The organism is Streptomyces sp. NBC_00258 (genome assembly GCF_036182465.1).
Lineage (GTDB): Bacteria > Actinomycetota > Actinomycetes > Streptomycetales > Streptomycetaceae > Streptomyces.
Genome location: NZ_CP108081.1, coordinates 5,275,882 through 5,299,520 on the forward strand (window position 1 = coordinate 5,275,882; position 23,639 = coordinate 5,299,520).

General features: G+C 72.0%; 16 protein-coding genes and 1 riboswitch. Of the genes, 8 read left to right on the forward strand and 8 right to left on the reverse strand.

Going from position 1 to position 23,639, the window contains the following annotated elements; all coding sequences use genetic code 11:
• Nucleotides 1-111: 111 nt before the first annotated feature.
• From OG718_RS23410 to OG718_RS23425, 4 genes are all read right to left on the reverse strand, one after another.
• Nucleotides 112-825: a hypothetical protein gene (locus OG718_RS23410; RefSeq protein ID WP_186001244.1), complete on the reverse strand. Its 714-nt coding sequence runs from the start codon at nt 823-825 to the stop codon at nt 112-114.
• Nucleotides 826-1,461: 636 nt separating this feature from the next.
• Entirely contained in the window at nt 1,462-2,703 is a 1,242-nt protein-coding gene (locus OG718_RS23415; protein ID WP_328845085.1) for a vWA domain-containing protein, read from the reverse strand.
• The gene (locus OG718_RS23420; protein ID WP_328845086.1) at nt 2,700-5,177 is read right to left on the reverse strand and encodes a DUF5682 family protein; all 2,478 of its coding nucleotides are present in this window, start codon (nt 5,175-5,177) and stop codon (nt 2,700-2,702) included. The genes OG718_RS23415 and OG718_RS23420 overlap by 4 nt, the downstream gene beginning before the upstream one ends.
• On the reverse strand, nt 5,174-6,328 hold the full coding sequence (locus OG718_RS23425) for an ATP-binding protein (protein ID WP_328845087.1): 1,155 nt from the start codon (nt 6,326-6,328) through the stop codon (nt 5,174-5,176). The genes OG718_RS23420 and OG718_RS23425 overlap by 4 nt, the downstream gene beginning before the upstream one ends.
• A 134-nt stretch (nt 6,329-6,462) precedes the next feature.
• On the opposite strand from OG718_RS23425, the gene OG718_RS23430 reads away from it, so the two are divergent.
• Together OG718_RS23430 and OG718_RS23435 are read left to right on the forward strand one after the other, a co-directional pair.
• Nucleotides 6,463-7,815, forward strand: coding sequence for an SWIM zinc finger family protein (locus OG718_RS23430; RefSeq protein ID WP_328845088.1), 1,353 nt, complete (start codon nt 6,463-6,465; stop codon nt 7,813-7,815).
• Nucleotides 7,816-7,921: 106 nt separating this feature from the next.
• Nucleotides 7,922-9,565, forward strand: a complete 1,644-nt coding sequence (locus OG718_RS23435) for a DUF5691 domain-containing protein (RefSeq protein ID WP_328845089.1) — start codon at nt 7,922-7,924, stop codon at nt 9,563-9,565.
• A 187-nt stretch (nt 9,566-9,752) separates the two neighbouring features.
• Here OG718_RS23435 and OG718_RS23440 read toward each other — a convergent pair whose 3' ends face one another.
• Complete coding sequence (locus OG718_RS23440; protein ID WP_143639352.1) at nt 9,753-10,154, reverse strand: cobalamin B12-binding domain-containing protein; 402 nt, start codon at nt 10,152-10,154, stop codon at nt 9,753-9,755.
• Nucleotides 10,155-10,770: 616 nt separating this feature from the next.
• Here OG718_RS23440 and OG718_RS23445 point away from each other — a divergent pair.
• Together OG718_RS23445 and OG718_RS23450 are read left to right on the forward strand one after the other, a co-directional pair.
• Nucleotides 10,771-11,721, forward strand: coding sequence for an esterase/lipase family protein (locus OG718_RS23445; protein ID WP_143639350.1), 951 nt, complete (start codon nt 10,771-10,773; stop codon nt 11,719-11,721).
• A 397-nt stretch (nt 11,722-12,118) separates the two neighbouring features.
• Nucleotides 12,119-13,816 (forward strand): M23 family metallopeptidase, encoded by a 1,698-nt coding sequence (locus tag OG718_RS23450; protein WP_328845090.1) that lies wholly within the window; start codon nt 12,119-12,121, stop codon nt 13,814-13,816.
• A 103-nt stretch (nt 13,817-13,919) separates the two neighbouring features.
• On the opposite strand, the gene pcrA is transcribed toward OG718_RS23450, so the two are convergent.
• The gene (gene pcrA / locus OG718_RS23455) at nt 13,920-16,412 is read right to left on the reverse strand and encodes a DNA helicase PcrA (protein ID WP_143639175.1); all 2,493 of its coding nucleotides are present in this window, start codon (nt 16,410-16,412) and stop codon (nt 13,920-13,922) included.
• A gap of 429 nt (nt 16,413-16,841) precedes the next feature.
• A riboswitch (cyclic di-AMP (ydaO/yuaA leader) is annotated at nt 16,842-17,013 on the forward strand.
• Nucleotides 17,014-17,020: 7 nt separating this feature from the next.
• Here pcrA and OG718_RS23460 point away from each other — a divergent pair.
• On the forward strand, nt 17,021-18,172 hold the full coding sequence (locus tag OG718_RS23460; RefSeq protein ID WP_143639173.1) for a C40 family peptidase: 1,152 nt from the start codon (nt 17,021-17,023) through the stop codon (nt 18,170-18,172).
• A 100-nt stretch (nt 18,173-18,272) separates the two neighbouring features.
• Here OG718_RS23460 and OG718_RS23465 read toward each other — a convergent pair whose 3' ends face one another.
• Nucleotides 18,273-18,626, reverse strand: a complete 354-nt coding sequence (locus OG718_RS23465; RefSeq protein ID WP_328845091.1) for a hypothetical protein — start codon at nt 18,624-18,626, stop codon at nt 18,273-18,275.
• Nucleotides 18,627-19,149: 523 nt separating this feature from the next.
• On the opposite strand from OG718_RS23465, the gene OG718_RS23470 reads away from it, so the two are divergent.
• Both OG718_RS23470 and OG718_RS23475 read left to right on the forward strand, forming a co-directional pair.
• A complete protein-coding gene (locus OG718_RS23470) occupies nt 19,150-20,217 on the forward strand; it encodes a C40 family peptidase (protein ID WP_328845092.1) in 1,068 nt (355 codons plus the stop codon).
• Nucleotides 20,218-20,502: 285 nt separating this feature from the next.
• Nucleotides 20,503-21,195, forward strand: a complete 693-nt coding sequence (locus tag OG718_RS23475; protein WP_306938458.1) for a hypothetical protein — start codon at nt 20,503-20,505, stop codon at nt 21,193-21,195.
• Here OG718_RS23475 and pdxR read toward each other — a convergent pair.
• Nucleotides 21,081-22,784: a MocR-like pyridoxine biosynthesis transcription factor PdxR gene (gene pdxR, locus OG718_RS23480; protein WP_443055139.1), complete on the reverse strand. Its 1,704-nt coding sequence runs from the start codon at nt 22,782-22,784 to the stop codon at nt 21,081-21,083. The genes OG718_RS23475 and pdxR overlap by 115 nt on opposite strands.
• 29 nt (nt 22,785-22,813) lie before the next feature.
• Here pdxR and OG718_RS23485 point away from each other — a divergent pair, with 29 nt between their 5' ends.
• Entirely contained in the window at nt 22,814-23,638 is an 825-nt protein-coding gene (locus OG718_RS23485) for an L-histidine N(alpha)-methyltransferase (protein ID WP_328845093.1), read from the forward strand.
• Nucleotide 23,639 lies beyond the last annotated feature (1 nt).

Genomic DNA, 23,639 nt, shown 5'->3' on the forward strand with positions numbered 1-23,639 from the left:
GTGTCCGGCCGATCGCGTCCGGAGGCATCGGAGGGATGTCGGATGTCCGGACGGGCGCGGGCAGACCTGTGCCGCCCCCGCGCGGCAGGTCTCAGCGGGGGAAGGCCGGTCCTAGCCGGGGAACGCCGGAATGTCCCGGTGCCTGTCCCGGGTCCCGACCGCGGTGACGTCCGCGGCGGCGCCGGGCACCAGCGTCGGCCGGGCCCTCTCGTTCAGCGCGACGGCCTGCGCGTCGCCGTGCCGCGGCGACCCGTTGTCGACCGCGGAGTGACGCCCCAGCACACCCGTGGGGTCGCCGTCGGGAACCTGGTGCACGGGTGCCTGCACGGCCCGCGTGCCCTGGGTGCCCGTCTGGTGGCGCACCTCGTCACCGGCCGCCGCGAGGCCACCGGCGAACTGCGGCCCGTACGCCACCGCCGCGCTGTCGTCGCGCGACTGCTTCTCGGCCGCCCGGTGGTCGTCCGTCGCCCCGCCGGGCTGCTGCGGCGCCGTACCGGCCGGCAGGGTCTGACCGGGAACCGCGGGCAGCGGCAGCCCCGGGAACTCCGGCAGCCCGGGAAGGCCCGGCAGCGTGGGCAGTTGAGGCAGCGACGGCCACCACTGCGGCGGGGCCGGGCGCTCGCCGATCCCGCCGGACACCCCGCCGGTGATCTGATCCACCAGATCTCCGATGGGCCGTACGACGTCCTCGGCGACCGGCGGTACTACCCGCTCGGTGACCGGGCGCACCACCTGCTCGGTGACCGGCCGCACGACGCGCTCGGTCACCGGCCGCACGACAGGCTCGGCGGCCGGCCCTACGACTCGCTGGACTTCGTCGGTCACGGGCGTGATCGCCTTGGGGAGTCCGGGTTGTTCAGAGCCAGAGCCAGAGGCGGAGTCAGCGGCAGCGCCTGAGTTGGAGCCTGGGGCAGTGGCGGAAGCGGACGGGGTGGTCGTCGATGGGGAGGTGGCCGACGCTGCGGTCACGGACCTGGAGTTCGAGCCCGGGGCCCGCTCTCCGATCCGCTGCTGCTCCGAACCCTTCGCCATCTGCTCGGCCGAACTCGTCACCGACCGCACGGCCGCTGTGGGCGTCGAGGCCGGCGCGACACCGTCCACCGCGCGCGCCTGCTCCCCGCAGAGGAGCCCCAGCACGAACAACCCGCCCACCAGCAAGGCCACTTGCAGCGCACGCCGCCCCGCCGCCGTGCGCGTCATGCGCAGAGCGACATCGGGCAGTACTGCTGACAGGGCCAAGGCGGGGAGAGCCTCCCGTGCGGAGGGACAAGGCGGTGCGAGATCGGGTGGGGCGGGGTGGAGCGCATCGGGGCGCGGCGACGAGGCTGCGCGCCCCCTGAAGTCCCGCCGATCCTTGCACGGGACTCCCGAGGTTGCGCAAGTCCCCTGTTACCGATGGATACTCATGTCCGCTATTTCCGTCGTCTTTCGGCTCCACGGCCTCGGCCGCTTCCGCCGCCGCTACTGCCCCGGGCTCCCGGTGTCCGGTATCGGCAGCGGGCGCTTCTCGATCGCCGCCGCCATCACCTCCGGGAAGAGGTCGGGCGTACAGGCGAACGCCGGTGCGCCCAGCGCCGCGAGCGCCGCCGCGTGCTCACGGTCGTATGCGGGAGCCCCCTCGTCGGACAGCGCGAGCAGCGTCACGAACTGCACCCCCGCCGCCTTCATCGCCGCGACCCGCTTCAGCATCTCGTTCCGGATGCCGCCCTCGTAGAGGTCGCTGATGAGGACGACCACGGTGTCGGCGGGGCGTGTGATCTGCGACTGGCAGTACGCCAGTGCCCTGTTGATGTCCGTGCCGCCGCCGAGCTGTGTGCCGAAGAGCACGTCGACCGGGTCGTCGAGCTGGTCGGTGAGGTCGACGACGGCCGTGTCGAAGACCACGAGCCGGGTGTTGATGGACCGCATGGAGGCGAGGACCGCGCCGAACACCGACGCGTACACGACCGACGCCGCCATCGAACCCGACTGGTCGATGCAGAGGATGACCTCCTTCTTCACCGACTGCGACGCGCGCCCGTACCCGATGAGCCGCTCGGGCACGATCGTGCGGTACTCGGGCAGGTAGTGCTTGAGGTTGGCCGAGATCGTGCGGTTCCAGTCGATGTCGTGATGGCGGGGCCTGTTGATACGGGCGCTGCGGTCGAGGGCACCGGTGAGCGTGGCCCTGGTCCGCGTCGCGAGCCGCTTCTCCAGGTCCTCGACCACCTTGCGTACGACCGCCCGTGCCGTCTCCTTGGTCGTCTCGGGCATGGCCTTGTTGAGCGAAAGGAGCGTGCCGACCAGGTGGACGTCCGCCTCCACCGCCTCCAGCATCTCCGGCTCCAGGAGCAGGGTGGACAGGCCGAGCCGGTCGATGGCGTCCCGCTGCATGACCTGGACGACCGAGGACGGGAAGTACGTCCGGATGTCCCCCAGCCACCGGGCGACGGACGGCGCGGACGCCCCGAGCCCCGCCGAACGCTCCCGCCCCGCCCGCGCCTTGCCCCCCTTGCAGTTCCCGTACAGCGCCCCGAGCGCCCCGTCCATCGCGGCGTCCTGCCCGGTGAGCGAGCACCCGGTGCCGTCCGCGTCCTCCCCGCCGAGCACGAGCCGCCAGCGGCGGAGCCGTTCGTCGCCGGCGCCGGCCGGATCGGGCGCGCCGCCCGGCTCGGGAGTCCCGGCTTGGTCTGTCGCTCCCGTGTTCACCGCTCCCGCGCTCATCGGCCCACCCCCACAAGGTCGTTGTCGTCGGCACCGTTGTCGTTGGTACCGGTGCTGGTGCCATCGGTGCTGCTGTCGTCGGCATCGGTGGCGTCCGCGGATTCGTCCGGCCCCAGCAGCAGGCGCAGCACCGGCAGCACCGCGTCGGCGCGTGCGGCGTCGAGGTCGGCGGCGAAGCCGGGTATGCCCGAGGCGGTGGCCGTGGCGCTGCCGCGGGTTCCCGGTCCGCGCCGGACCAGTTCGCCGAGGGTGCGGCGCACTCCGGGCTCGTACGCCGAGAAGGTGCGCCTCAGCAAGGGCAGCACGTCGGTGAACGCGTCCCCCGGCACCCCGGTCAGCCAGGCGTCGACCAGCCCGAGCAGCCGCTCGTCGTGCACGAGCAGCATCCCGCCCCCGGAGCCCCCGCCGACGAAGCCCTCGATCCACGCCGCCGCGTCCGCCGGCTCCGTTCCCGGCGACAGCACGAGCCCCATGAGCCGCGCCGCCTCCTCCTGCCCCAACTCCCCGTCGTCCAGCAGCAACCGCACGGCCCGCCCCCGGACGACCCCGGGAACCGTGTCCCGCCCGGAGAGCGTGCGCAGAACGCCGTGCCAACGGCCACGTATGCCGCCACGGGGCCCGGGCCGAGGTCCGGCCGAGCCGTCCTCGTCCCCCTCTCCCTCCCCCAGCAACCCCACCGCCCCGTGCACCGCGTCCACATGACCGCGCATCTCCTCCGCGGCCTCCGCGTCGAGTGCGGCGCAGGCCGGGGGCAGCCCCACGAAGACGCGCTCGGCGAGGCCCGCGGCGACCTCGGCCAGGGCTTGCGTACCCGTGCCGCGTACGTCGCCGTAGCGGAGGGAGCGGACCAGGGCGGGCAGTGCCTGGGCGAGGTGGCCGACGTCGGCGTCCAGGGCGGCGCGGTCGGCGAGGATCCGCATCACCACCGGGAGCGCGTCCGGGAGTTCGGCGAGGAGGCAGCGCTCGGCGAGGCCCGTGACGTCGGCGAGGGACCGGGCGCCGATGGCGTCCGCCTCGGCCTTCGCGGTCGCGGCGGCGAGCACGGTCGTGCCCCACACGCCGGCCTCGGCGACCCGCACCGCCAGCTCCGGCTCCCAGCGCAGCCGCCAGGTCTCCCGGAACGTACCGGTGCTGCCGCGCGAAGCGGCCGGCTCGCCCCACTCGATGCCGAGGAGCCGCAGCCGGTGCAGCAGCCTGCTGCGCCCGGCGTCGTTCTCCTTGCGCAGGTCGAGCTCCAACTCCCGCTCCTGCGCCTCCGGTTTGAGTCGCAGCCGCCGCTGGAGCCGGTCGAGGTCGCGCTGCAACGGCACGGCGGGCGCCGCCGCGGGCACCTCGCCCAGGACGTCACCGACGACGAGCCGGTCGTGCACGAGCGCCAGCGGCACGTCCGAGCCCTCGCACATCACGGCCCGTACGGCGTCGGTGGTCTCGGTCAGGCCCGGCAGGGGGCGGCCCCGCATCGCGGCGAGCGTGTCGGCGAGCCGCACCGCCTCGATGACGTGCGCGGACGAGACGAGCCGGTCCTCGTCACGCAGGAGCCGGGCCACCTTCGTCATCCAGCGCTCGATCGGGCGGTCGGCGGCGCCGAACAAGTGCCCGTACCAGCCCGGTGAGTCGATCCCCGCGCCATAGCCGCTCACCCGCGACAGGCGCCGGTGGGTCCAGGGCACCCATGTCATGTCCGCCTTGGCCTTGGGCAGCCCCTTCAGCAGCGCCCGGTCTGCGGCGACGGTCGTGCGCTGCCGCAGCGCGGGCACGTGCCAGGCACCGCACACGACGGCCACGTCGTCCCCGAACTCCCGCTGAGCCGCCCGCACCTGGAGCCGCATGTACGCCTCCCGCACGAGGTCCCGCTCGTGTCCCCCGGATCCGAACGCCTCCCGCAGCGCCCCCATCGCCTCGCCGAGCACCTCGAACGGCGCGAACGCGTCCCCGTCGCGCGCCCCCCGGTGCTCGATCACGTCCTCCCACCACCGCTCGGCGTCGTCGTAGCCGGCGGTCTCGGCGAGGACGGCGAGCGGGTCGATCCGCACGGCCTCTCCGGGCTCGGACGGAAGTCCCCCCGGCTCCCCCGCCCCCTGCGGCTCCCCCTTCTCCGGTGCCTCCTGCTCCTGTTCCTCCCTCTCCTCCCGTCCCCATGCCAGCGTGTGCGTGGCCGGGAGGTCGATGAAGCGGGCCGGCACCCCGTGCTCCAGGGCCCAGCGGATGGCCACCCACTCCGGTGAGAACTCGGCGAGCGGCCAGAACGCCGACCGCCCCGGCTCGTCCACGACATGCGCGAGAAGGGCGACGGGCGGCCTCATGTCCTCGTCGGCGGCCAGCGCGATCAACGCGTCGGCCTCCGGCGGCCCTTCGATGAGTACGGTGCGCGGGCCCGCCGCTTCGAGCGCGGCCCGTACGGCCCGGGCCGAGCCGGGCCCGTGGTGGCGCACCCCGAGCAGCAGGGGCCCGGTCCCCCCGTCGCGGTCGCTCACGCGCTCACCTCCCGGCAGGCGCGGTAGAAGTCCTTCCAGCCGTCGCGCTCACGGACGACCGCTTCCAGGTACTCCTGCCAGATGACGCGGTCGGCCGCCGGGTCGCGGACGACGGCACCGAGGATGCCCGCGGCGACGTCGCTCGCGCGCAGGACGCCGTCCCCGAAGTGGGCGGCCAGGGCGAGCCCGTTGGTGACGACGGAGATCGCCTCCGCGGTGGACAGCGTGCCGCTGGGCGACTTCAGCTTCGTCCGCCCGTCGGCGGTGATGCCGTCGCGCAGCTCGCGGAAGACCGTGACGACGCGGCGGATCTCGTCGACACCGTCGGGCACCGCGGGCAGGTCGAGGGAGCGGCCGATCTGGTCGACGCGGCGCGAGACGATGTCGACCTCGGCGTCGGCGCTCTCCGGCAGCGGCAGGACCACCGTGTTGAAGCGGCGGCGCAGGGCGCTCGACAGGTCGTTCACCCCGCGGTCGCGGTCGTTGGCCGTGGCGATCAGGTTGAAGCCCCGGACCGCCTGCACCTCCGAGCCCAACTCCGGTATCGGCAGGGTCTTTTCCGACAGGATCGTGATGAGCGAGTCCTGTACGTCGGCGGGGATGCGGGTCAGCTCCTCGACCCGGGCCGTCATCCCCTCCGCCATCGCCCGCATGACCGGGCTGGGCACCAGCGCGTTCCGGCTCGGACCGTTCGCGAGCAGTTGCGCGTAGTTCCAGCCGTAGCGGATCGCCTCCTCCGGTGTGCCGGCCGTGCCCTGCACGAGGAGGGTGGAGTCGCCGCTGACGGCCGCGGCCAGGTGCTCGGAGACCCATGTCTTTGCCGTGCCGGGCACTCCGAGCAGGAGCAGGGCCCGGTCGGTGGCGAGCGTGGTGACGGCGACCTCGACGATGCGGCGCGGGCCGACGTACTTCGGCGTGATCACCGTGCCGTCCGGGAGGGTGCCGCCGAGCAGGTAGGTCGCGACGGCCCACGGCGACATCCGCCAGCGGACCGGGCGCGGGCGGTCGTCCTGCGCGGCCAGCGCCGCGAGCTCGGCGGCGAACGCGTCCTCGGCGTGCGGCCGCAGCGCCTCGCCCTCGCCTGCTTCTCGCGTGTGCGCGGAGTGGTGCTGGCTCGGTTCGACGGACGTCGGGTCGACGGACACGGACATGGAGGGGTCCCCCTTGCGGCTCGGCCGGTTCGGATCTGGTTCCACCGTGCCCTACGCCACTGACAATCGGCTCTGACCTGCGAGAACGCACTCGTCACGGTCGATTGTCAGTGGTGGGATCTACCTTCGATGACATGACTCAGCAGGGGGTGCGCTGGACTGCGGATCAGGTGCTGGCACTGGCGCCTGACGCCGCGTCACGCAAGGCGGGCAGCAAGCTCGGCGCGGCAGGGCCGTGGTCGGAGGCGGGCAGTACCGACGAGGGGACGGTGTGGGGACTGTGCAGGGGAAGTGGCAGCAGGCCATATCAGACGGTGATCGACATCGCGGACTCCACCGGGCCCGCGTACAAGTGCAGTTGCCCGAGCCGCAAGTTCCCGTGCAAGCACGCGCTGGGGCTGCTGCTGCTCTGGGCGGGCGAGGACGGCACGGTGCTGCGGGGCCAGGTGCCGGACTGGGCGGAGGAGTGGACAGAGGGGAGGAGGAAGCGCGCGGACGACAAACGGGCGGCGAGCGCGGCGGGGTCCCCGGCGTCGGGTGATCCGGAGGCCGCGCGGCGCAGGGCGGAGCGGCGGGCCGAGCACATCACGGCGGGCGCCGCGGAGTTGGAGCAGCGGCTGGCCGATCTGCTCCGGGGCGGCCTGGCCACGGCGGAGCAGGCGGGGTACGGGCTGTGGGAGGAGACAGCGGCCCGGATGGTCGACGCACAGGCGTCGGGACTGGCGGCGCGTGTCAGGGAGTTGGGGGCTATCCCGTCGTCGGGACCCGGCTGGCCGGTGCGGTTGCTGGAGGAGTGCGCGCTGCTCCATCTCCTCGACCAGGGCTGGCTGCGCCGCGAGCGGCTGCCGGACGGCCTGGCCGCGACGGTCCGTTCACGGATCGGGCTGACCGGCTCGGCGGACGCCCCACCGGTCCGCGACCACTGGCTGGTCCTGGCCCAGTACGACACGTCGGACAGCCGCCTCACCACCCGTCGCATCTGGCTGCACGGGGAGGAATCGGCGCGCCCGGTCCTGCTCCTGTCGTACGGGGCGGCCGGCCGCGCACCCGAACTGGCCCTGCCGGTCGGACTGGCGCTCGACGCGGAGGTGTCCGTCTATCCGGGCGCGGGACAGCTGCGGGCCGCGCTCGGCGAGCAGTTCACGCCTCCGGCGCCCACGGCGATCCGTCCGCCGGGAGTGGGCGTGGCGCAGGCGGCGGCCAAGTACGGCGAGGCGCTCCGGGACGACCCGTGGCTGGACTCCTACCCGGTGACCCTCGGCCGCGTCATACCGACCCCCGACGGCGACACCTGGCAACTGGCCGACGCCGACGGCGAGCTGGCGCTGCCGCTCAACCCGGCGGCCCGGTCCGGCTCGGGCCTGTGGCGCCTGGTCGCCCTCTCCGGCGGCACACCGGTCACGGTCTTCGGCGAGTGCGGCCACCGCGGCTTCACGCCCCTCACCGCATGGCCGGAGGGCCCGGGCGAGGCGGTGCCCCTGTGCTGACGCCGACACCCGACACCACTCCCGCCCCCTCGCCGCCCACGGACCTGCCCGACCCGGCCGACGTGACCCACGTGACCGACCTGGTGGATCCGTGGAAAGGACTCACATGAACAGGACCCCCACTCCCACCGACACGGCCTCCGCTGAAGCGTCCGGCGGGAGCCGCTGGGAGGAGCTCGTGACCGCGGCGCTGCTGGGGACCGCGCGGCGTACGCCGTCGGGGATCCCGGCCGGCCGGGAGGCGCCGACGGCGCTGCTGGACGCGGCGGCCGTGGAGACCGTGCGGCGGCGGGCCGGGATGCGGCCGGGACCGGCAGCGGCCCGGGTGGAGCCCGCGGTGGCGGACCCTCGTCCGCTGTTGCCGCCCGCGGCCGCGCGCAGACTCGCGATGCTGCTCGCCGACCGGCCAGGGACGGGCGGCGGCAGTGGCGGCCGCAGAGGATCGGCTCCCGATCTCATGGAGCTGCTGCCGCAGTGGCTCGCTACGGCGAACCGGCGTGGGTTCGCGCCCCGCCCGGAGGCACTGCCCGCGCTGCTGGACGCGGCCCGGGGGCGTACGGATCTGCGGCCGGCGGTGCTGACGTTCGCGGGGCCGCGGGCGCTGTGGCTGGCCCGGCTGAACGCGGACTGGCGGTTCGCGCTGCGTTCGACGCCGGGCGGCGGCGCAGCTCTGCCCGGGCCCGAGGAGCCCGATCGCATACGGGAGTTGTGGGAGGAGGGGCTCTTCGCCGAGCGGGTATCGCTCCTCTCGGGGATACGGGCCCGGGACGCGGCGGCCGCCCGGGACCTGCTGGCCACCACGTGGGCGACGGAGCGGGCCGAGGACCGGCTGATGTTCCTCGACTCGTTGCGGAGGGGGCTGTGCGCGGCGGACGAGCCGTTCCTGGAGCGGGCGTTGGCCGACCGGAGCCGCAACGTGCGGGCCACGGCGGCGGAGTTGCTGTCCGCGCTGCCCGGTTCGGCGCTCGCCGGGCGGATGGCGGAGCGCGCGCAGTCCTGCGTCGCCGTCGACCACACGCAGAGCACGCCGACGATAGCGGTCGAGGCACCGCACGAGTGCGACCCGGGCATGGAGCGGGACGGAGTCGTACCCAAGGCTCCGGCAGGGCGGGGTGAACGGTCCTGGTGGCTGGGCCAGTTGGTCGAGGCGGCACCCCTCGGTACGTGGTCGCGGCGGCTCGGGGGACGTTCGCCGGAGGAGATGGTGGCGTTGCCCGTGGCGGACGACTGGCAGGGCGAGCTGCATGCCGCGTGGTGCCGGGCCGCGGTGCGCCAGCGCGACCCTTCCTGGTCCAGAGCGCTGCTCGGAGCTCCCGCCGCGCCGGAGGCGGGCGGGCCGGGGGCGGTGTCGCTGGCCGAGCGGGCCAAGCTGCTCGGCACGCTGGGGGCCGCGGAGCGGGCCGACTGGGTGGCGGGATTCATAGCCGTACACGGCCTGTCCGAGGCGTTCCAACTGCTCGGAGTGTGCACGGTGCCCTGGTCGGGTCCATTGGGGCGGGCCGTTGTCGACGCCCTCAACATCGCGCGCGACGCGGGCAGTTACCCATGGAGTTTCAGCGGAGTCATGGGCCTGGCCGAACGCTGCCTGGACCCCTCGGAGGCCCCCCACCTGGAAACCCTCACCGCCATCCCCGACGAACCGGAAAACGCGGCCCCCGGCGCCGGCAGCTACTGGGCGGAATCCTTCCAACGCCTGGTCACAACCTTGCGCCTACGAGCAGCGATGCAGAGAGAACTCACGGAGGAGTAGAGCACCCAGGCTCCACCCGCCCAAGGGGCGCGGGGAACTGCGCGCTCAGCCCAGAACAATCCGCAGAGGACTCAGAACGACAACCCCCACCCACCCAGGGGCGCGGGGAACTGCGCGCCCGGCCACAACGAACCCGCACCCACAACACAAGCCAAGCCCCCACAACCCCCTGCCCACCGGCGGAGCCCTACCGCACGTTCGCGCGAACCCACTCCACGACCGACATAGTCGTCGCCCCGGGCGTAAAGATCTCCGCCACGCCCAGCTCCTTCAGCGCCGCGATGTCCGCCTCCGGAATGATCCCGCCCCCGAACACCTTGATGTCCTCCGCGTCCCGCTCCTTCAGGAGCTGAATCACCGCGGCGAACAACGTGTTGTGCGCGCCGGACAGGATCGACAGTCCGATCGCGTCGGCATCCTCCTGGATCGCCGTGTCCACGATCTGGTCGGGCGTCTGGTGGAGACCGGTGTAGATGACCTCCATACCCGCGTCCCGCAGCGCCCGCGCGATCACCTTCGCCCCACGGTCGTGGCCGTCGAGCCCCGGCTTGGCCACCACCACGCGGATCGGACCGGCTGCCACACCCATCACTGCCTCCATGAACCGACTGCACCGTTCTACCGACCTACACGGTCCGCGGGGATCTGCGGAGATCCGCAGTGATCTACGGAGATCTACGGAGATCTGCGGAGATCCACACAGTCCGCGGATCTCCGATCGGACCTGTACCGACTGATAGCACCCGAGGGCCGCGACGGCGACTCGCCGCCACCGCCCTCACGTCAGATATGCCCCGGTGGCACAGCAACCCCGCACGACACGGCCCGGAAAAGTGAACGAACGTTATCGCCACCATCCCGCAACCGGCAGTTTCGCGGTGTGGACCGAGGGGGAAATCACACGGTGGGACAAGTTCGCCGCGCACCGGTCCCGCATCACGCGGCACATGGGCCGCTGCCTGCGGCCGATGGACCGCGGCCGAACCGGGCGCAAGGGGAGCCGCTTCGAGGTCGCCGCACCACCGCGCCGTCAGCCGCGCGGCAAGGTGGTACGGCGCATCGGCGATCGCACGACGACGGGCACGCCCGTCGCTCCACCGGCGTCACACACGCCGCACGTGCACCTCGCCTTCCTCGTCACCGGCTTCTCACGAGGGCACACGGGGGACGGAGTCGTCCTCCCGTGCGCCGACGGGAGGTCGGCCATGAAGGTCACCAGGGCAGTGTCGCCCCTTCTTCCACTCTGCCAGCGCCTGCTGCCCAACAGACTGGCCGGACTTTCACTGACCCTCCTGAAGGCGACCGCCCTGGAAATCGCGATCCTCGCGGGCCACCTGCTCCTGTACCCCACCGGCATCACCCCGGAGCGCCGCCCGGCCCCGGCCCCACCCGGAACCCCGACCGACCTGACCGACACAGGCACACATACCGGCACACGCACCGAGGCAGGCACACGTACGGGCGCCGGCACAGGCGACACCCCCGGCACCACCCGGCTCCCCACCCCCACCAGGCCCCCGGTCGTCCTGCTGCACGGCTTCATCGACAACCGCTCCGTCTTCGTGATGCTGCGCCGCTCGCTGGCACAGCACGGCAGGCAGCAGATCGAGTCGCTCAACTACTCCCCGCTGACCTGTGACATCCGGACCGCCGCCGAGCTGCTCGGCCGGCACATAGAGGAGATCTGCGAGCGCACCGGCCGTCACGAGGTGGACATCGTCGGGCACAGCCTCGGCGGACTGATAGCGCGGTACTACGTGCAGTGCCTGGGCGGTGACGTCCGCGTCCGGACCCTCGTCACGCTGGGCACGCCGCACTCGGGCACGCGGGTCGTCCCGCTGATGAACGCGCACCCGATCGTCCGCCAGATGCGCCCCGGTTCGGGCGTGCTCGACGAGCTGTGCCAGCCGGCGCCGCACTGCCGTACCCGGTTCGTGAGCTTCTGGAGCGACCTCGACCAGTTGATGGACCCGCTGGAGACCGCGTGCATCGAGCACCCGGACCTGCTCGTCCAGAACGTGCGGGTGAGCGGAATCGGGCATCTCGCCCTCCCCGTGCACCCGGCCGTCGCGGCCGGCGTCCGGCAGGCCCTGGACGCCGAGGAGACGGAAGCCCGCCCCGCCGCCGCCCACGCCGACGGCCTGACGGTTGCGTGACCGGCTGCCGGTTGCGTGACCCACTGACGATGGCGTGACCGGCCGACGACGGCGTGACGTGACGTCACCGCGGGCGTCACCACGGGCAGGGGTGTCGCCGGAAACGCCGGAACGGGTAGTGGGACAACCGGAAGCGGCGGAGCGCAAGCGGCGCAAAAGCGAACCGGCACAACCGGAACGCGCCGCCGAACCCGTTCAATCGGCTCCGAGGACCGACGTTTCTTCGAACATTCATCGAACGCCAGGCCAAAGCTGTGCCCGCCCTCCACCGAAAGACGGCCGAATGCCCGTTTCCTGAGAGGAGGAAAGCCGCCGAAGATTGTCGCGCCCTCGTACCGCCGGGTACAGTCACCGCACTGCTCTGCCAGCCCCTGTCGTCGAGGCGAAAGAGAAGTTGGTGAACGACCGTCACCCGTCGGGGACCGCAACTCCCCCGGCTCCGGCTCCCGAGGCCGCCTCGGCGCATTACGCGTCCCATGGCGAACAGGGCGTCCAGTACGGCGACTTCACCACGTACGACGGCTACTCCGCCACCGGTTTTGACGCCAACGCACCCGGTATGTACGGCACGACGGGCGGCTACGACACGACGGGCGCCTACGCGACGACGACCTTCGACACCGACCCCCTGTTCGGCGACCTCCCCGGCAACGGCGGCGGAACCGACGGCAGCGGCGCGGGCACGGGTTCGTACGACGCCACGCAGTGGGCCACCGGCAGTCATCAGACGCTGAACTACGACCCGTACGCGGCCCAGCACCACGCCGCGTTCGAGACCGGCAGCTATGACACGAGCGGTGTCTGGCAAAACTCCGGTTACCAGCAGCTCGGCGAGATCCCGACGCAGGCCGCGGGCCCCGAAGGCACCGGCCAGTGGGACGCGAACGCCTGGCTCCAGGCCGATCCGGTCGACCCCACCCAGCAGTGGACCGCGCCGACCTTCGAGACCGGCACGTACGACGCGACGGCGTGGAACTCGGACGGCGGCGACCAGAACCAGCAGGACCGGACCCAGGTCCAGCCCCAGCTCCACCATCAGGCGCAGGCCGAGCACGAGTCGTATCCGGCCGACCAGCACACGTCGTACGACCACCACGAGGTCCATGACCGGCAGGAGTCGTACGACCAGCAGGCCACCACCACCTTCGAGCAGGTCCCGTACGAGGAACAGGCCACCGCGGAAGGCGAGTTCACCCCCTCCGACGACGCCGACGCGGACTCCGGTACCGGTGGTCACGGCCACACCCACGACGAACCCGCTCCCTTCGACGACGTCGAGGAAACCACCTCCGTCGCCACCGCCGCCCCGGCCGGCCGCTCCGCGTCACGTGCGGCCGGCCGTTCCGCGCCCCGTTCCCGCCGCCGCACCCCGCCGAAGCGTTCCGCGCTGCTGACGGTCGCCGTGCCCTCGGCGTGTGTGATGGGCGTGGCCGGAATCGCCGCCGCGTCCGTGACCGGCGGAAGCAGCAGCAACGACGACGTGCAGACGACGACGGCCGCCGCGCCCGACGCGAGCGCCGTGAAGCCGTCGGCCGCGAACAACCAGCTGGACACCCAGCTGGAGAACCTCTCCGCGGACGCGGACGACTTCGCCGACCGGGCCAGCCGTACGCAGGAACGTATCGACTTGAAGGCCCAGCAGGCCGCCGACAAGCAGAAGGCGGCGGCGGAGGCGGCCCGCAAGGAGCGGCTGCGGCCGAAGTTCGCGCTGCCGGTCTCGCAGCACGGGCTCAGCGCCTACTACGGGCAGGCCGGCATCAACTGGATGTCCGTCCACACCGGTATCGACTTCCCCGTCTCGTACGGCACGACGGTGATGGCCGCGACCGACGGGACCGTCCGGACGCAGTGGAACAGCGCGTACGGGAACATGGTCATCGTGACGGCCAAGGACGGTACGGAGACTTGGTACTGCCACCTCTCCACGTACAAGGTCGCCTCGGGTGCCGTCGTGAAGGCCGGGGACCCGATCGCGTACTCCGGCAACTCCGGCAACTCGACCGGTCCGCACCTCCACTTCGAGGTGCGTCCGGGTGGCGGCTCGGCGATCGACCCACTGCCGTGGCTGCGCAGCCACGGGTTGGACCCCTCGTAGGGGAACCCCTGTTGAGGCCTTCCTTGAAGCCTTCCTTGAGGCCGGAGTCCTGAGGGCTTCGTCCCCAGCAGCCAATGCTCCTGGGGACCACGGCCCTTGAGAGCTACAGCTTCTCCACCGGTGCGTACCGCAGCAGCAACCGCTTCGGCTTCTCCTCGCCGAAGTCGACCGTCGCCTCGGCGTTCGCCCCCGTGCCCTTCACGCCGACGACCGTGCCGAGGCCGAACTGGTCGTGGGTGACGCGGTCGCCGACCGCGAGTGACACCACCGGCTTGTCCGTGGCGCCACGTCGTGTGGCGAAGCCGGACGCGCCCGAGGCGGCCGAGCGGGAGCGCGAGGAGGACAGGGAGGCCGCCACGCCGGACGCCGGGCCGGAGGCCACCGGGCCCAGGGAGCCCGTGCGCTTCCAGTCCAGATGCGTGTCCGGGATCTCCTCCAGGAAGCGGGACGGCGGGTTGTACGAGGGCTGACCCCAGGCGCTGCGCATCGAGGCACGGGTCAGATACAGCCGCTCCCGCGCGCGGGTGATGCCGACGTACGCGAGCCGGCGCTCCTCCTCCAGCTCCTTGGTCTGGCCGAGCGCGCGCATGTGCGGGAAGACGCCGTCCTCCATGCCGGTCAGGAACACCACGGGGAATTCGAGGCCCTTGGCGGTGTGGAGGGTCATCAGCGTTATCACGCCGGACCCGTCCTCCTCCTCGTCCGGGATCTGGTCGGAGTCGGCGACGAGCGCGACCCGCTCCAGGAAGGCGGAGAGCCCTCCCGGCACCTCGCCCTCGCCGGCCTCCTGCTCGAACTCCAGGGCCACGGCGGCCAGTTCCTGGAGGTTCTCGATGCGGGTCTCGTCCTGCGGGTCGGTCGAAGCCTGCAACTCGGCGAGGTAGCCGGTCCGTTCGAGCACGGCCTCCAGGACCGTCGCCGGGCCGGCGCCCGACTCGACGATCGTGTGGAGGTCCTCCATCAGCGTGTTGAACCGCTTGACGGCGTTCGTCGAGCGGGACGCCATGCCGTACGCCTCGTCGACGCGGCGCAGCGCCTGCGGGAAGCTGATCTTCTCGCGCTGGGAGAGCGCGTCGATCATCGCCTCGGCGCGGTCGCCGATGCCGCGCTTGGGGACATTGAGAATGCGGCGCAGCGGTACGGAGTCCTCGGGGTTCGCCAGCACGCGCAGGTACGCGAGGACGTCACGGACCTCCTTGCGCTCGTAGAAGCGGACGCCGCCGACGACCTTGTAGGGCAGGCCGACGCGGATGAAGACCTCTTCGAAGACACGGGACTGCGCGTTCGTGCGGTAGAAGACCGCGACGTCGCCCGCCTTCGCGTCGCCCGCGTCCGTGAGGCGGTCGATCTCGTCGGCGATGAACTGGGCCTCGTCGTGCTCGGTGTCGGCCACATAGCCGGTGATCTGGGCGCCCGCGCCCGCGTTGGTCCACAGGTTCTTGGGGCGGCGGCTCTCGTTGCGCTCGATGACCGCGTTGGCGGCGGTGAGGATCGTCTGCGTGGAGCGGTAGTTCTGCTCCAGCAGGATCGTCGTCGCGTTCGGGTAGTCCTCCTCGAACTGGAGGATGTTGCGGATGGTCGCGCCCCGGAAGGCGTAGATCGACTGGTCGGCGTCACCCACCACGCACAGCTCGGCCGGCGGGAGGTCGTGCTCGCTCGGCGGTACGTCGACCGGGTGCTCGGAGGTGCCGACGAGCTCCCGCACGAGGGCGTACTGCGCGTGGTTCGTGTCCTGGTACTCGTCGACCAGGACGTGCCGGAATCGGCGGCGGTAGTGCTCGGCGACGTCCGGGAAGGCGCGCAGGAGGTTGACCGTCGTCATGATCAGGTCGTCGAAGTCCAGCGCGTTCGCCTCGCGCAGGCGTGACTGGTACATCGCGTAGGCCTGGGCGAGGGTCTTCTCGAAGCCGTCGGCGGCCTGGGCCGCGAAGTCCTCCTCGTCGATCAGCTCGTTCTTCAGGTTCGAGATCTTGGCGCTGAACGACTTGGGCGGGAAGCGCTTGGGGTCGAGGTCCAGGTCGCGGCAGACCAGTGCCATGAGGCGCTTGCTGTCGGCGGCGTCGTAGATCGAGAAGGAGGAGGTGAAGCCGAGCTGCTTCGACTCCCGCCGCAGGATCCGTACGCATGCGCTGTGGAAGGTCATCACCCACATCGCGTTGGCCCGCGGGCCAACGAGCTGCTCGACGCGCTCCTTCATCTCGCCCGCGGCCTTGTTCGTGAAGGTGATCGCGAGGATCTGGCCCGGGTGCACGTTGCGCTCGCCCAGCAGGTGGGCGATCCGGTGCGTGAGCACACGGGTCTTGCCGGAACCGGCTCCTGCCACGATGAGCAGCGGCGAGCCGTGGTGAACCACCGCCGCGCGCTGGTTCTCGTTCAGCCCGTCCAGGAGCGCGGCCGGGTCCACGTGCGGCCGGGCGGCGCCGTCGCGGTAGTACCCGTCCCTGCTCGGCGGCGCGTCGAAGCGGCCGCCGAACAAATCGTCCGGAACCGGCTCCGACTCCGACGCCTCGTCCTCGGGCGGCGGCGGGGGCTCCTCCTCGTGGGCCCGCGAGGGCTTGAGGTCCGCCAGGAAGCTGTCATCAAAGAGGCTGCTCATCGCTCTCCGAGTCTAGGCGCCCCCACTGACAGCCCGCCGCCACCCTTGAAACTCCGCGGATCGCTCCGCGGGGCCGAGGGTCTTCCGGGGCCGCCCAGCGAGGGCTCTGTCACCCTCCGGAGGTGACCTGTAGCGGTCCGCGATCAGGTGGTCGACCTTCGCCTTCGCCAGAGACCGGAAACCTGGAAACCCGGAACGCCGTATCGCGAGTGCGGGCCGGCTGTGGCTGGGCGCGCAGTTCCCCGCGCCCCTGACGGGGCGATGGACAACTCCGCCCACACCATTCCGAATTGACCCCGCGGAGCAGAATCCAAGGCCAAGGTCACGAAAATGTATCGGGCATATCGCACATCAAACTTCACAGGGGCCACACGAATTAGCTAAATTTTATGTGGGCCGCACGACCCGCACCGGCGAACACGCCGGGCCGAGCGGCCTCCGCCGAGTCCGGTACGCCCTCGTGGCCGACGGAGCCGGGGACCCAACCGACCTTGGGGTGAATCGGTCCAACTCCCTTCGGGGAAGCGGACCGTAGGGCAAACCTTCCGGAGCACCCGCCCGAACCCGACAGCTAACTCGGTAGGCGGATGACGGAAGGAGACGCCCTCGTGGCGCCACACCGCAAGTCCCGGCCCCCCAGTCCCATGGGCATACGGACTCCGGCCCTCGCCACCGCGGCCCTGACCTCGGTGGCCCTCCTCTCCCAGACGGCGAACGCGTCCCCCGCCGAGGAGCCCAGGCCGAGCCTCGAGGAAGTCGAGAAGAAGGTCGACGACCTCTACCGCCAGGCGGAGACGGCCGGCGAGAAGTACAACGCGGCCAAGGAGAAGACCACCAAGCAGAAGAAGCGCGTCGACACCCTCCTCGACGACGTGGCGCGCCGCACGGAGAAGCTCAACGACGCGCGCGAGGAACTCGGTACGTTCGCCGCCGCGCAGTACCGCACCGGGGCCTCCGCCCCCGACACCGCCTCCCTCCTCCTCGCGGACAACCCGCAGGACTACTTCGACCAGACCCAGCTGATGGACCGGCTGACCAGCCGCCAGAAGCAGTCCGTCGACGACTACGTGACGCAGCAGACCGCCACGACGGAGAAGCGGCAGGAGGCGTCCGAGAGCCTGGAGACGCTCACCAGGACGCAGAGCTCGCTGAAGACGTCCAAGGCCGACGTCCAGCGGAAGCTCGCCACGGCGCGCGACCTCCTCTCGAAGCTGACCGCCGAGGAGAAGGCGCGGCTCGCCGCGATCGAGCGGAAGAAGCAGGAAGAGGCCCAGCGCAAGGCGGACGAGCTGGCCCGGCAGCAGGCGGCCGACGCCGAGCGGCGGCGCCAGGAGGCCGCGCAGGGCACCGGGACCTCCACGGGCTCGGGGAGCGCCTCGGGGACCTCCGGGTCCGGCTCCGCCGCCTCCACCGCCAAGGCCGACAAGGCCCTCGCCTTCGCCCGCGCCCAGATCGGCAAGCCGTACGTCTGGGGCGCCAGCGGCCCCGGCTCGTACGACTGCTCCGGTCTCACCCAGGCCGCCTGGAAGGCCGCCGGCGTCACGCTCCCGCGCACCACCTGGGACCAGGTCAAGGCCGGCGCGACGGTCTCCGTGAACAGCGCCCAGCCCGGTGACCTGGTCTTCTTCTACGACGACATCAGCCACGTCGGCATCTACATCGGCGACGGAATGATGATCCACGCGCCCAAGCCGGGGGCGTACGTCCGCGAGGAGTCGATCTACTACATGCCGATCCACAGCGTGGTGCGCCCGGCATGAGGGGCTTTTCGTAGACCTGTTTCGCAGATGTGCAGACGTCGGGAGCGGGCACGCGCGCGTGCCCTCTCCTGTTTGCCGGTCGAGACCGGCCCGCTTCCGCTCAGGTCCAGAGCACCGCGATGAAGATGTTCGCCGTGGTCAGCCCGCCCACCAGGCCGAACAGGCTGTTCTCCACCTTTTCCTCGTCCCGTTTCACGTAGACGAGGCCGAGGATCACGACCAGCAGGGCGAGCTTCACGCCGATCTTGACGTTGTTGACGGTCTGGTCGTCGGCCTGGTTGAGGCCGACCAGGATCGCGCCGGTGACCAGCATGGTCAGCGCGCCGTGGAGCATGGCGGGGCTGAAGCGGGCCGTGCCGGCGCTCATGGCCTTCATCTGCGTGAGGAAGCCGCCGAGGAGGGACGCGATGCCGATGATGTGCAGGGCGACGAAGACATGAATGAGTACGTCCATGAGCCCGGACACTAACCAAACGCCTCCGCGCCACCACGCACCGCCCCCGGACCTGCACACCCTGCCCCACCCGCCCCGCGCACCCGCCCCGCCGGCCCCGCACGCCCTGCCCCGCCCGCCCCACTGGCCCCCGGCAGCTCCCGCGCCACAGCCCGGCGGAGCCCATAGCACCGGCCCGCCGCCCGTTTCCCCACAACCCGCGCATCGGTCACCGCACCACATCAAGTCGGCGGCCCCGGGCCCGAATCGCGGTCGCACCCGGTCAGCTCATGTCCGAGTCCCACCACTTCCGTACATGCCGTTACCCCCGCCGCGGTCCCAGGTTTAGCGTCCTTCACCAGGTGACCGGCTCCCCACCACCGCCCGGGTCAGGGGCGGCATCCGGACACCACCGCCGAGAAAGGTCCGGCGGCGGCCCGCTCCCCCTGTGCGGGCCGCCGCCGGACGCGCAACCGGCCCCTGAGGGCCGCCGCCGCGGCTGCACCAACGCCTCGGCGGCCGTACGGAAGGACGTGGATCGCACGTGGCAGCGCACCGCAAGCCGAGACAGCGCTCAGTCGGCGGCAGTACGGCCCGCACCGCCTTCACCATCGCGCTGGCGGGCGCGGCGAGCGCGACCGGGTTCGAGGGGACGGGAACCGCCGCCCCGGAGCTGACACCCGCTCAGGTCAGGGCGAAGGTCGACAAGTTGTACCAGGAGGCGGAGGTCGCCACCGAGAAGTACAACGGTGCGAAGGAGAAGTCGACGAAGACGCGGGGCCGGCTGGACACCCTTCAGGACGAGGCCGCGCGCAGGACGCAACGGCTCAACTCCGAGCGGGACGCGCTCGGTTCACTCGCCGCCGCGCAGTACCGGGACGGCGGCGTCGACCCCGCGCTGGGGCTCATGCTCTCCTCCGACCCGGATCAGTACCTGGACGGGGCCGCGTTCGCCGAGCGGGCCGGCGACAGGCAGGCCTCGAACGTGTCGCGGGTACGTCGGCAGCTGCGCGAGATCGAGCAGCTGCGCGGGGCCGCCCACGTGGAGCTCACCTCGCTCAAGGAACGGCAGGCGGAGCTGAGGCGGCACAAGACGACCGTCACCGGGAAGCTGGGAGAGGCACGGGATCTGCTGTCGCGGCTGTCGGACGCGGACCGGGCCCGCATCGGCGCCGACGACGCGGACTCCGCGCGTGCCTCACGTTCCGCCGCGGGCCCGCGCGACCTGGGCGGCGGCACGGGTTCATCTGCCGCTGCTACCAACTCCCGTGCCGAGACAGCGATTTCGTACGCGTACGGGAAACTCGGCAGTCCATATGTGTGGGGTGCCACCGGACCCGACGCCTTCGACTGCTCGGGGCTGATGCAGGCCGCGTACCGTGAAGCGGGGATCTCGCTGCCCCGCACGACGTACGCGCAGATCAACGCGGGCCGGCGTGTGTCGCGGTCCGAACTGCGCCCCGGCGATCTGGTGTTCTTCTACTCGGGCATCAGCCATGTGGGGCTGTACGTGGGCAACGGGCAGATGGTCCACGCGCCCAATCCGTCGGCGCCGGTGCGGGTGGCGCCGATCGACGAGATGCCGTTCGCGGGGGCCACGCGCGTGGCGTGAGCCGGTCGGCGAACAGGCGGGGGTCGTTGGGAACAGGCAGGGGTTGTTGGGAACAGGCAGGGGTTGGTGGAGAGAGCGGGGGAGTTCAAGCCGTTCGGGCATCGGACCGGCTTGGATGGGCATCGCGTGGGTACAGCGGCGGGGTAGCGTCGGCGTGGCACTGTTCGACATGTCGCACCGCACGGTCTCGATCCGCTCGGTCCCGTTCCACCTCGCTGCCTCCCCTCCCATCCCGTTCCGCCGTCACGTTCCGCCTGGTTCGCCGTCGCCCTCCCGAAGGATTCGATGCCCGGCCCCACGCTGCCGCCTCCGCAGCCGCCCGCGTACTTCAGCGGCTGGCCGGACAGGTCGGCGCTGCTGGCCGACCGCGGACGGGCGTTGGAGGAGCTGCGCAGACGCAGTCTCGGGGTGCACCGGGTGCTGCTGCTGTGGCTGCTGGCGGTCGCGGCGATCATCGGATGGGCGCTGCTGGTACTGCCGTTGCAGCAACTGGAGCAGCGCGATCCCACCGGGTTCATCCTGGGGCCGCTCTTCGCGGTCCTCGGTCTGGCCTCGCTCGCCCCCTCCGTCGTGGCCGTCGTCCTCGCCGTCAGGAGGGACCGCCATATCAGCCAACTTCTCGACGCCTGGCTGCGGTTGGACAGCCATCCGCCCACCGACGCCCGCCTGCGCTCCTCCGGCCTGAGTCTCTTCTGGCTGCTCTCCTCGCTCACCGTCTGCGCGTTCGGGCTGTGGACGTCGTTCGCGGGGGTGGCGGAGGCGAGGCCGGGACGGGACGCCTACAGCGACGTGGTGCTCGTGATGGGGATCGGATTCATCCTCTGGCTGACCGGTCTGATCGGCGTGGTGAAGGCCGTACGGCACTATCGGTGGGCCGTACGGGTGTTGGGGCCCCGGGTACCGGCCGAGCAGCGGCCAACTGCCTCGCCCAGTACGGCGATCCCCTCCTCGATCGCCGACACCGAAGACGCCGCGTAGCCGAGCAGCAGCCCGGGTGGGCCGTCCGGGCGCTGACGGTGCCAGGAGAGCGGGTGCACCTTGACCCCGTGGGCCAGCGAGTCGGCGGCGAGGTCCGTGTCCCTGAACTCCCCCGGCGCCCCGCCACTCGTACCGGCGCTGTCGCCCCCGCCGAACGTGATCAGCAGATGCAGCCCGGCCGCGGCCCCGTGCACCACCGCGCCCGGCAACCGCGCCCGTATCGCCCCGATCATCGCGTCCCGCCGACGCCGATGGCGCCGCCGTACCAGCCGCAGGTGCCGCTCCAGTTCCCCCGACTCCATCAGCCGGGCCAGCACGAGCTGGGGCAGAACCGCGTTGCCGAGGTCGGCGTACCGTTTCGCGGCGACCAGCGCCTCCCGGTACCGCGCGGGCGCCACCACCCACCCCATCCGCAGCGCGGGCGCGAGCAGCTTGGACACGCTCCCGGCGTAGCAGACCCGCTCCGGCAGCATCGACCGCAGCGCGGGCACGGGCGCCCGGTCGTAACGGTGCTCGGCGTCGTAGTCGTCCTCCACGACCAGCCCGCCGTCCCCGGCCCACCGCATCAGCTCCCGGCGCCGCGCGCCCCCGAGCACGACCCCCGTCGGAAACTGGTGTGCCGGCGTCAGCAACACGGCCCGGTGGTCCCGCAGTTCGGAGACGACGACGCCCTCTCCGTCGACCGCCACGGGCGGGGTACGCAGTCCCTGGTTCCACAGATGCTGGCGGACCCCGAGCGACCCCGGGTCCTCCACGGCGATCTCCTCGATGCCGTCCTCCCGCAGCACCCGCCCGATCAGCGCGAGCGCCTGCGCGGTCCCGGCGACGATCAGTACGTCACCGGCCTCGACCCTGATTCCCCGGTACCGCCCCAGCCACCGGGCGACGGCCCGCCGCAGCTCCTCGGTCCCGCGCGGATCCCCGTACCCGAACCCGCCCGCCGCCAGCTCCCCGAACACCCCTCGCTCGGCCCGCAGCCAGGCCGCCCGCGGAAACGCCGCGAGATCCGGCACCCCCGGCGACAGATCGATCCGCGCGGCCGCCGTACGGATCAGGTCGAAGACGTCGTCGCCGGGCGGGCCGTCGAACGGGGAGGACGGAGTGGAAGGGGACGGAGTGGAGGGGGACGGGGTGGACGGGTACTGGGTGGACGGGGACGGAGTGGAAGGGAACTCGGCGTACGGAGGCGTGGCGTAAGCGAGTTGCCCGGAGCCGATCGCACGACCCCCACCACCCGAACCCGGAGCTCCCGCGGCCCCCGGCCCCGCCACCACCACGGTCCCGCCCCTCCCCCGTCCCTCCACCTGCCCTTCCTCCGAGAGCCGCCGGTACGCCTCGGTCACCACCCCGCGCGAGACGCGCAACTCCGCGGCGAGCACCCGAGTCGCCGGGAGCCGGCTGCCGACCGGCAACCGCCCGTCGGCGACGGCCTGCCGCAACTGCCCGGCCAGCCACTCGGCCCGCCCACCGAACGGCGCCTCGCGCACATCGAGTTGGAGAAAGTCGGAGCCGGAGACGACCGCACCCGAGCCCGACTCCGAGGCTTCGCCTATGGCCCCTTCAACAGCACCGTCTTTGGACCTGTCCACAGGACCATTCTCGGGCAAGGCTCGCTGTCATGACCACAAGCGCCAACCCCGTCGACTACGTCCACGGCTACTCCCCTCACGAGTCCCGCCGCCTCGGCGACCAGGCAAACACCCTCGCGGAACTGCTCCACGCCGGCACGGCGTACCCACCGGGCAGCAAGGTCCTGGAGGTGGGCTGCGGAGTGGGCGCCCAGACGGTGCACCTGGTCGCGGCAAGCCCGGAGGCCCGCTTCACGGCGGTGGACATCTCGGCCGCCTCGCTGGCCCAGGCCCGTGCCCGCGTCACGGCACGGTTCCCGGACGCCCTGGTCACCTGGCACCGGGCCGACCTCTTCGAACTCCCTTTCAAGGACGCCGAGTTCGACCACGTCCTCGTCTGCTTCGTGCTTGAGCACCTGCCCGACCCGCGGCGGGCTCTCACGGCCCTGCGCCGTGTCCTGCGCCCCGGCGGCACGCTCACCGTCATCGAGGGCGACCACGGCTCGACGTTCTTCCACCCCGACAGCACGTACGCCCACGCTGCCATCGACTGCCAGGTCCGACTACAGCAGGCGGCGGGCGGAAACGCCTTGCTGGGTCGCCGACTGCACCCGCTTCTCACCGCCGCCGGGTACGAGCGCGTAGACGTCCGCCCCCGGCCGGTCTACGCCGACAGCTCCCGCCCGGCCCTGGTCGAGGGCTTCACCCGCAACACCTTCATCGCGATGATCGAGTCCGTACGGGAGGACGCCCTGGCGGCGGGTCTCATGACCCCGACGGACTGGGATCACGGCCTGGTGGACCTGCGCCGCACGGCGGACCCGGACGGCACGTTCCACTACACGTTCTTCAAGGCCGTGGCCGTGAACCCCTGAC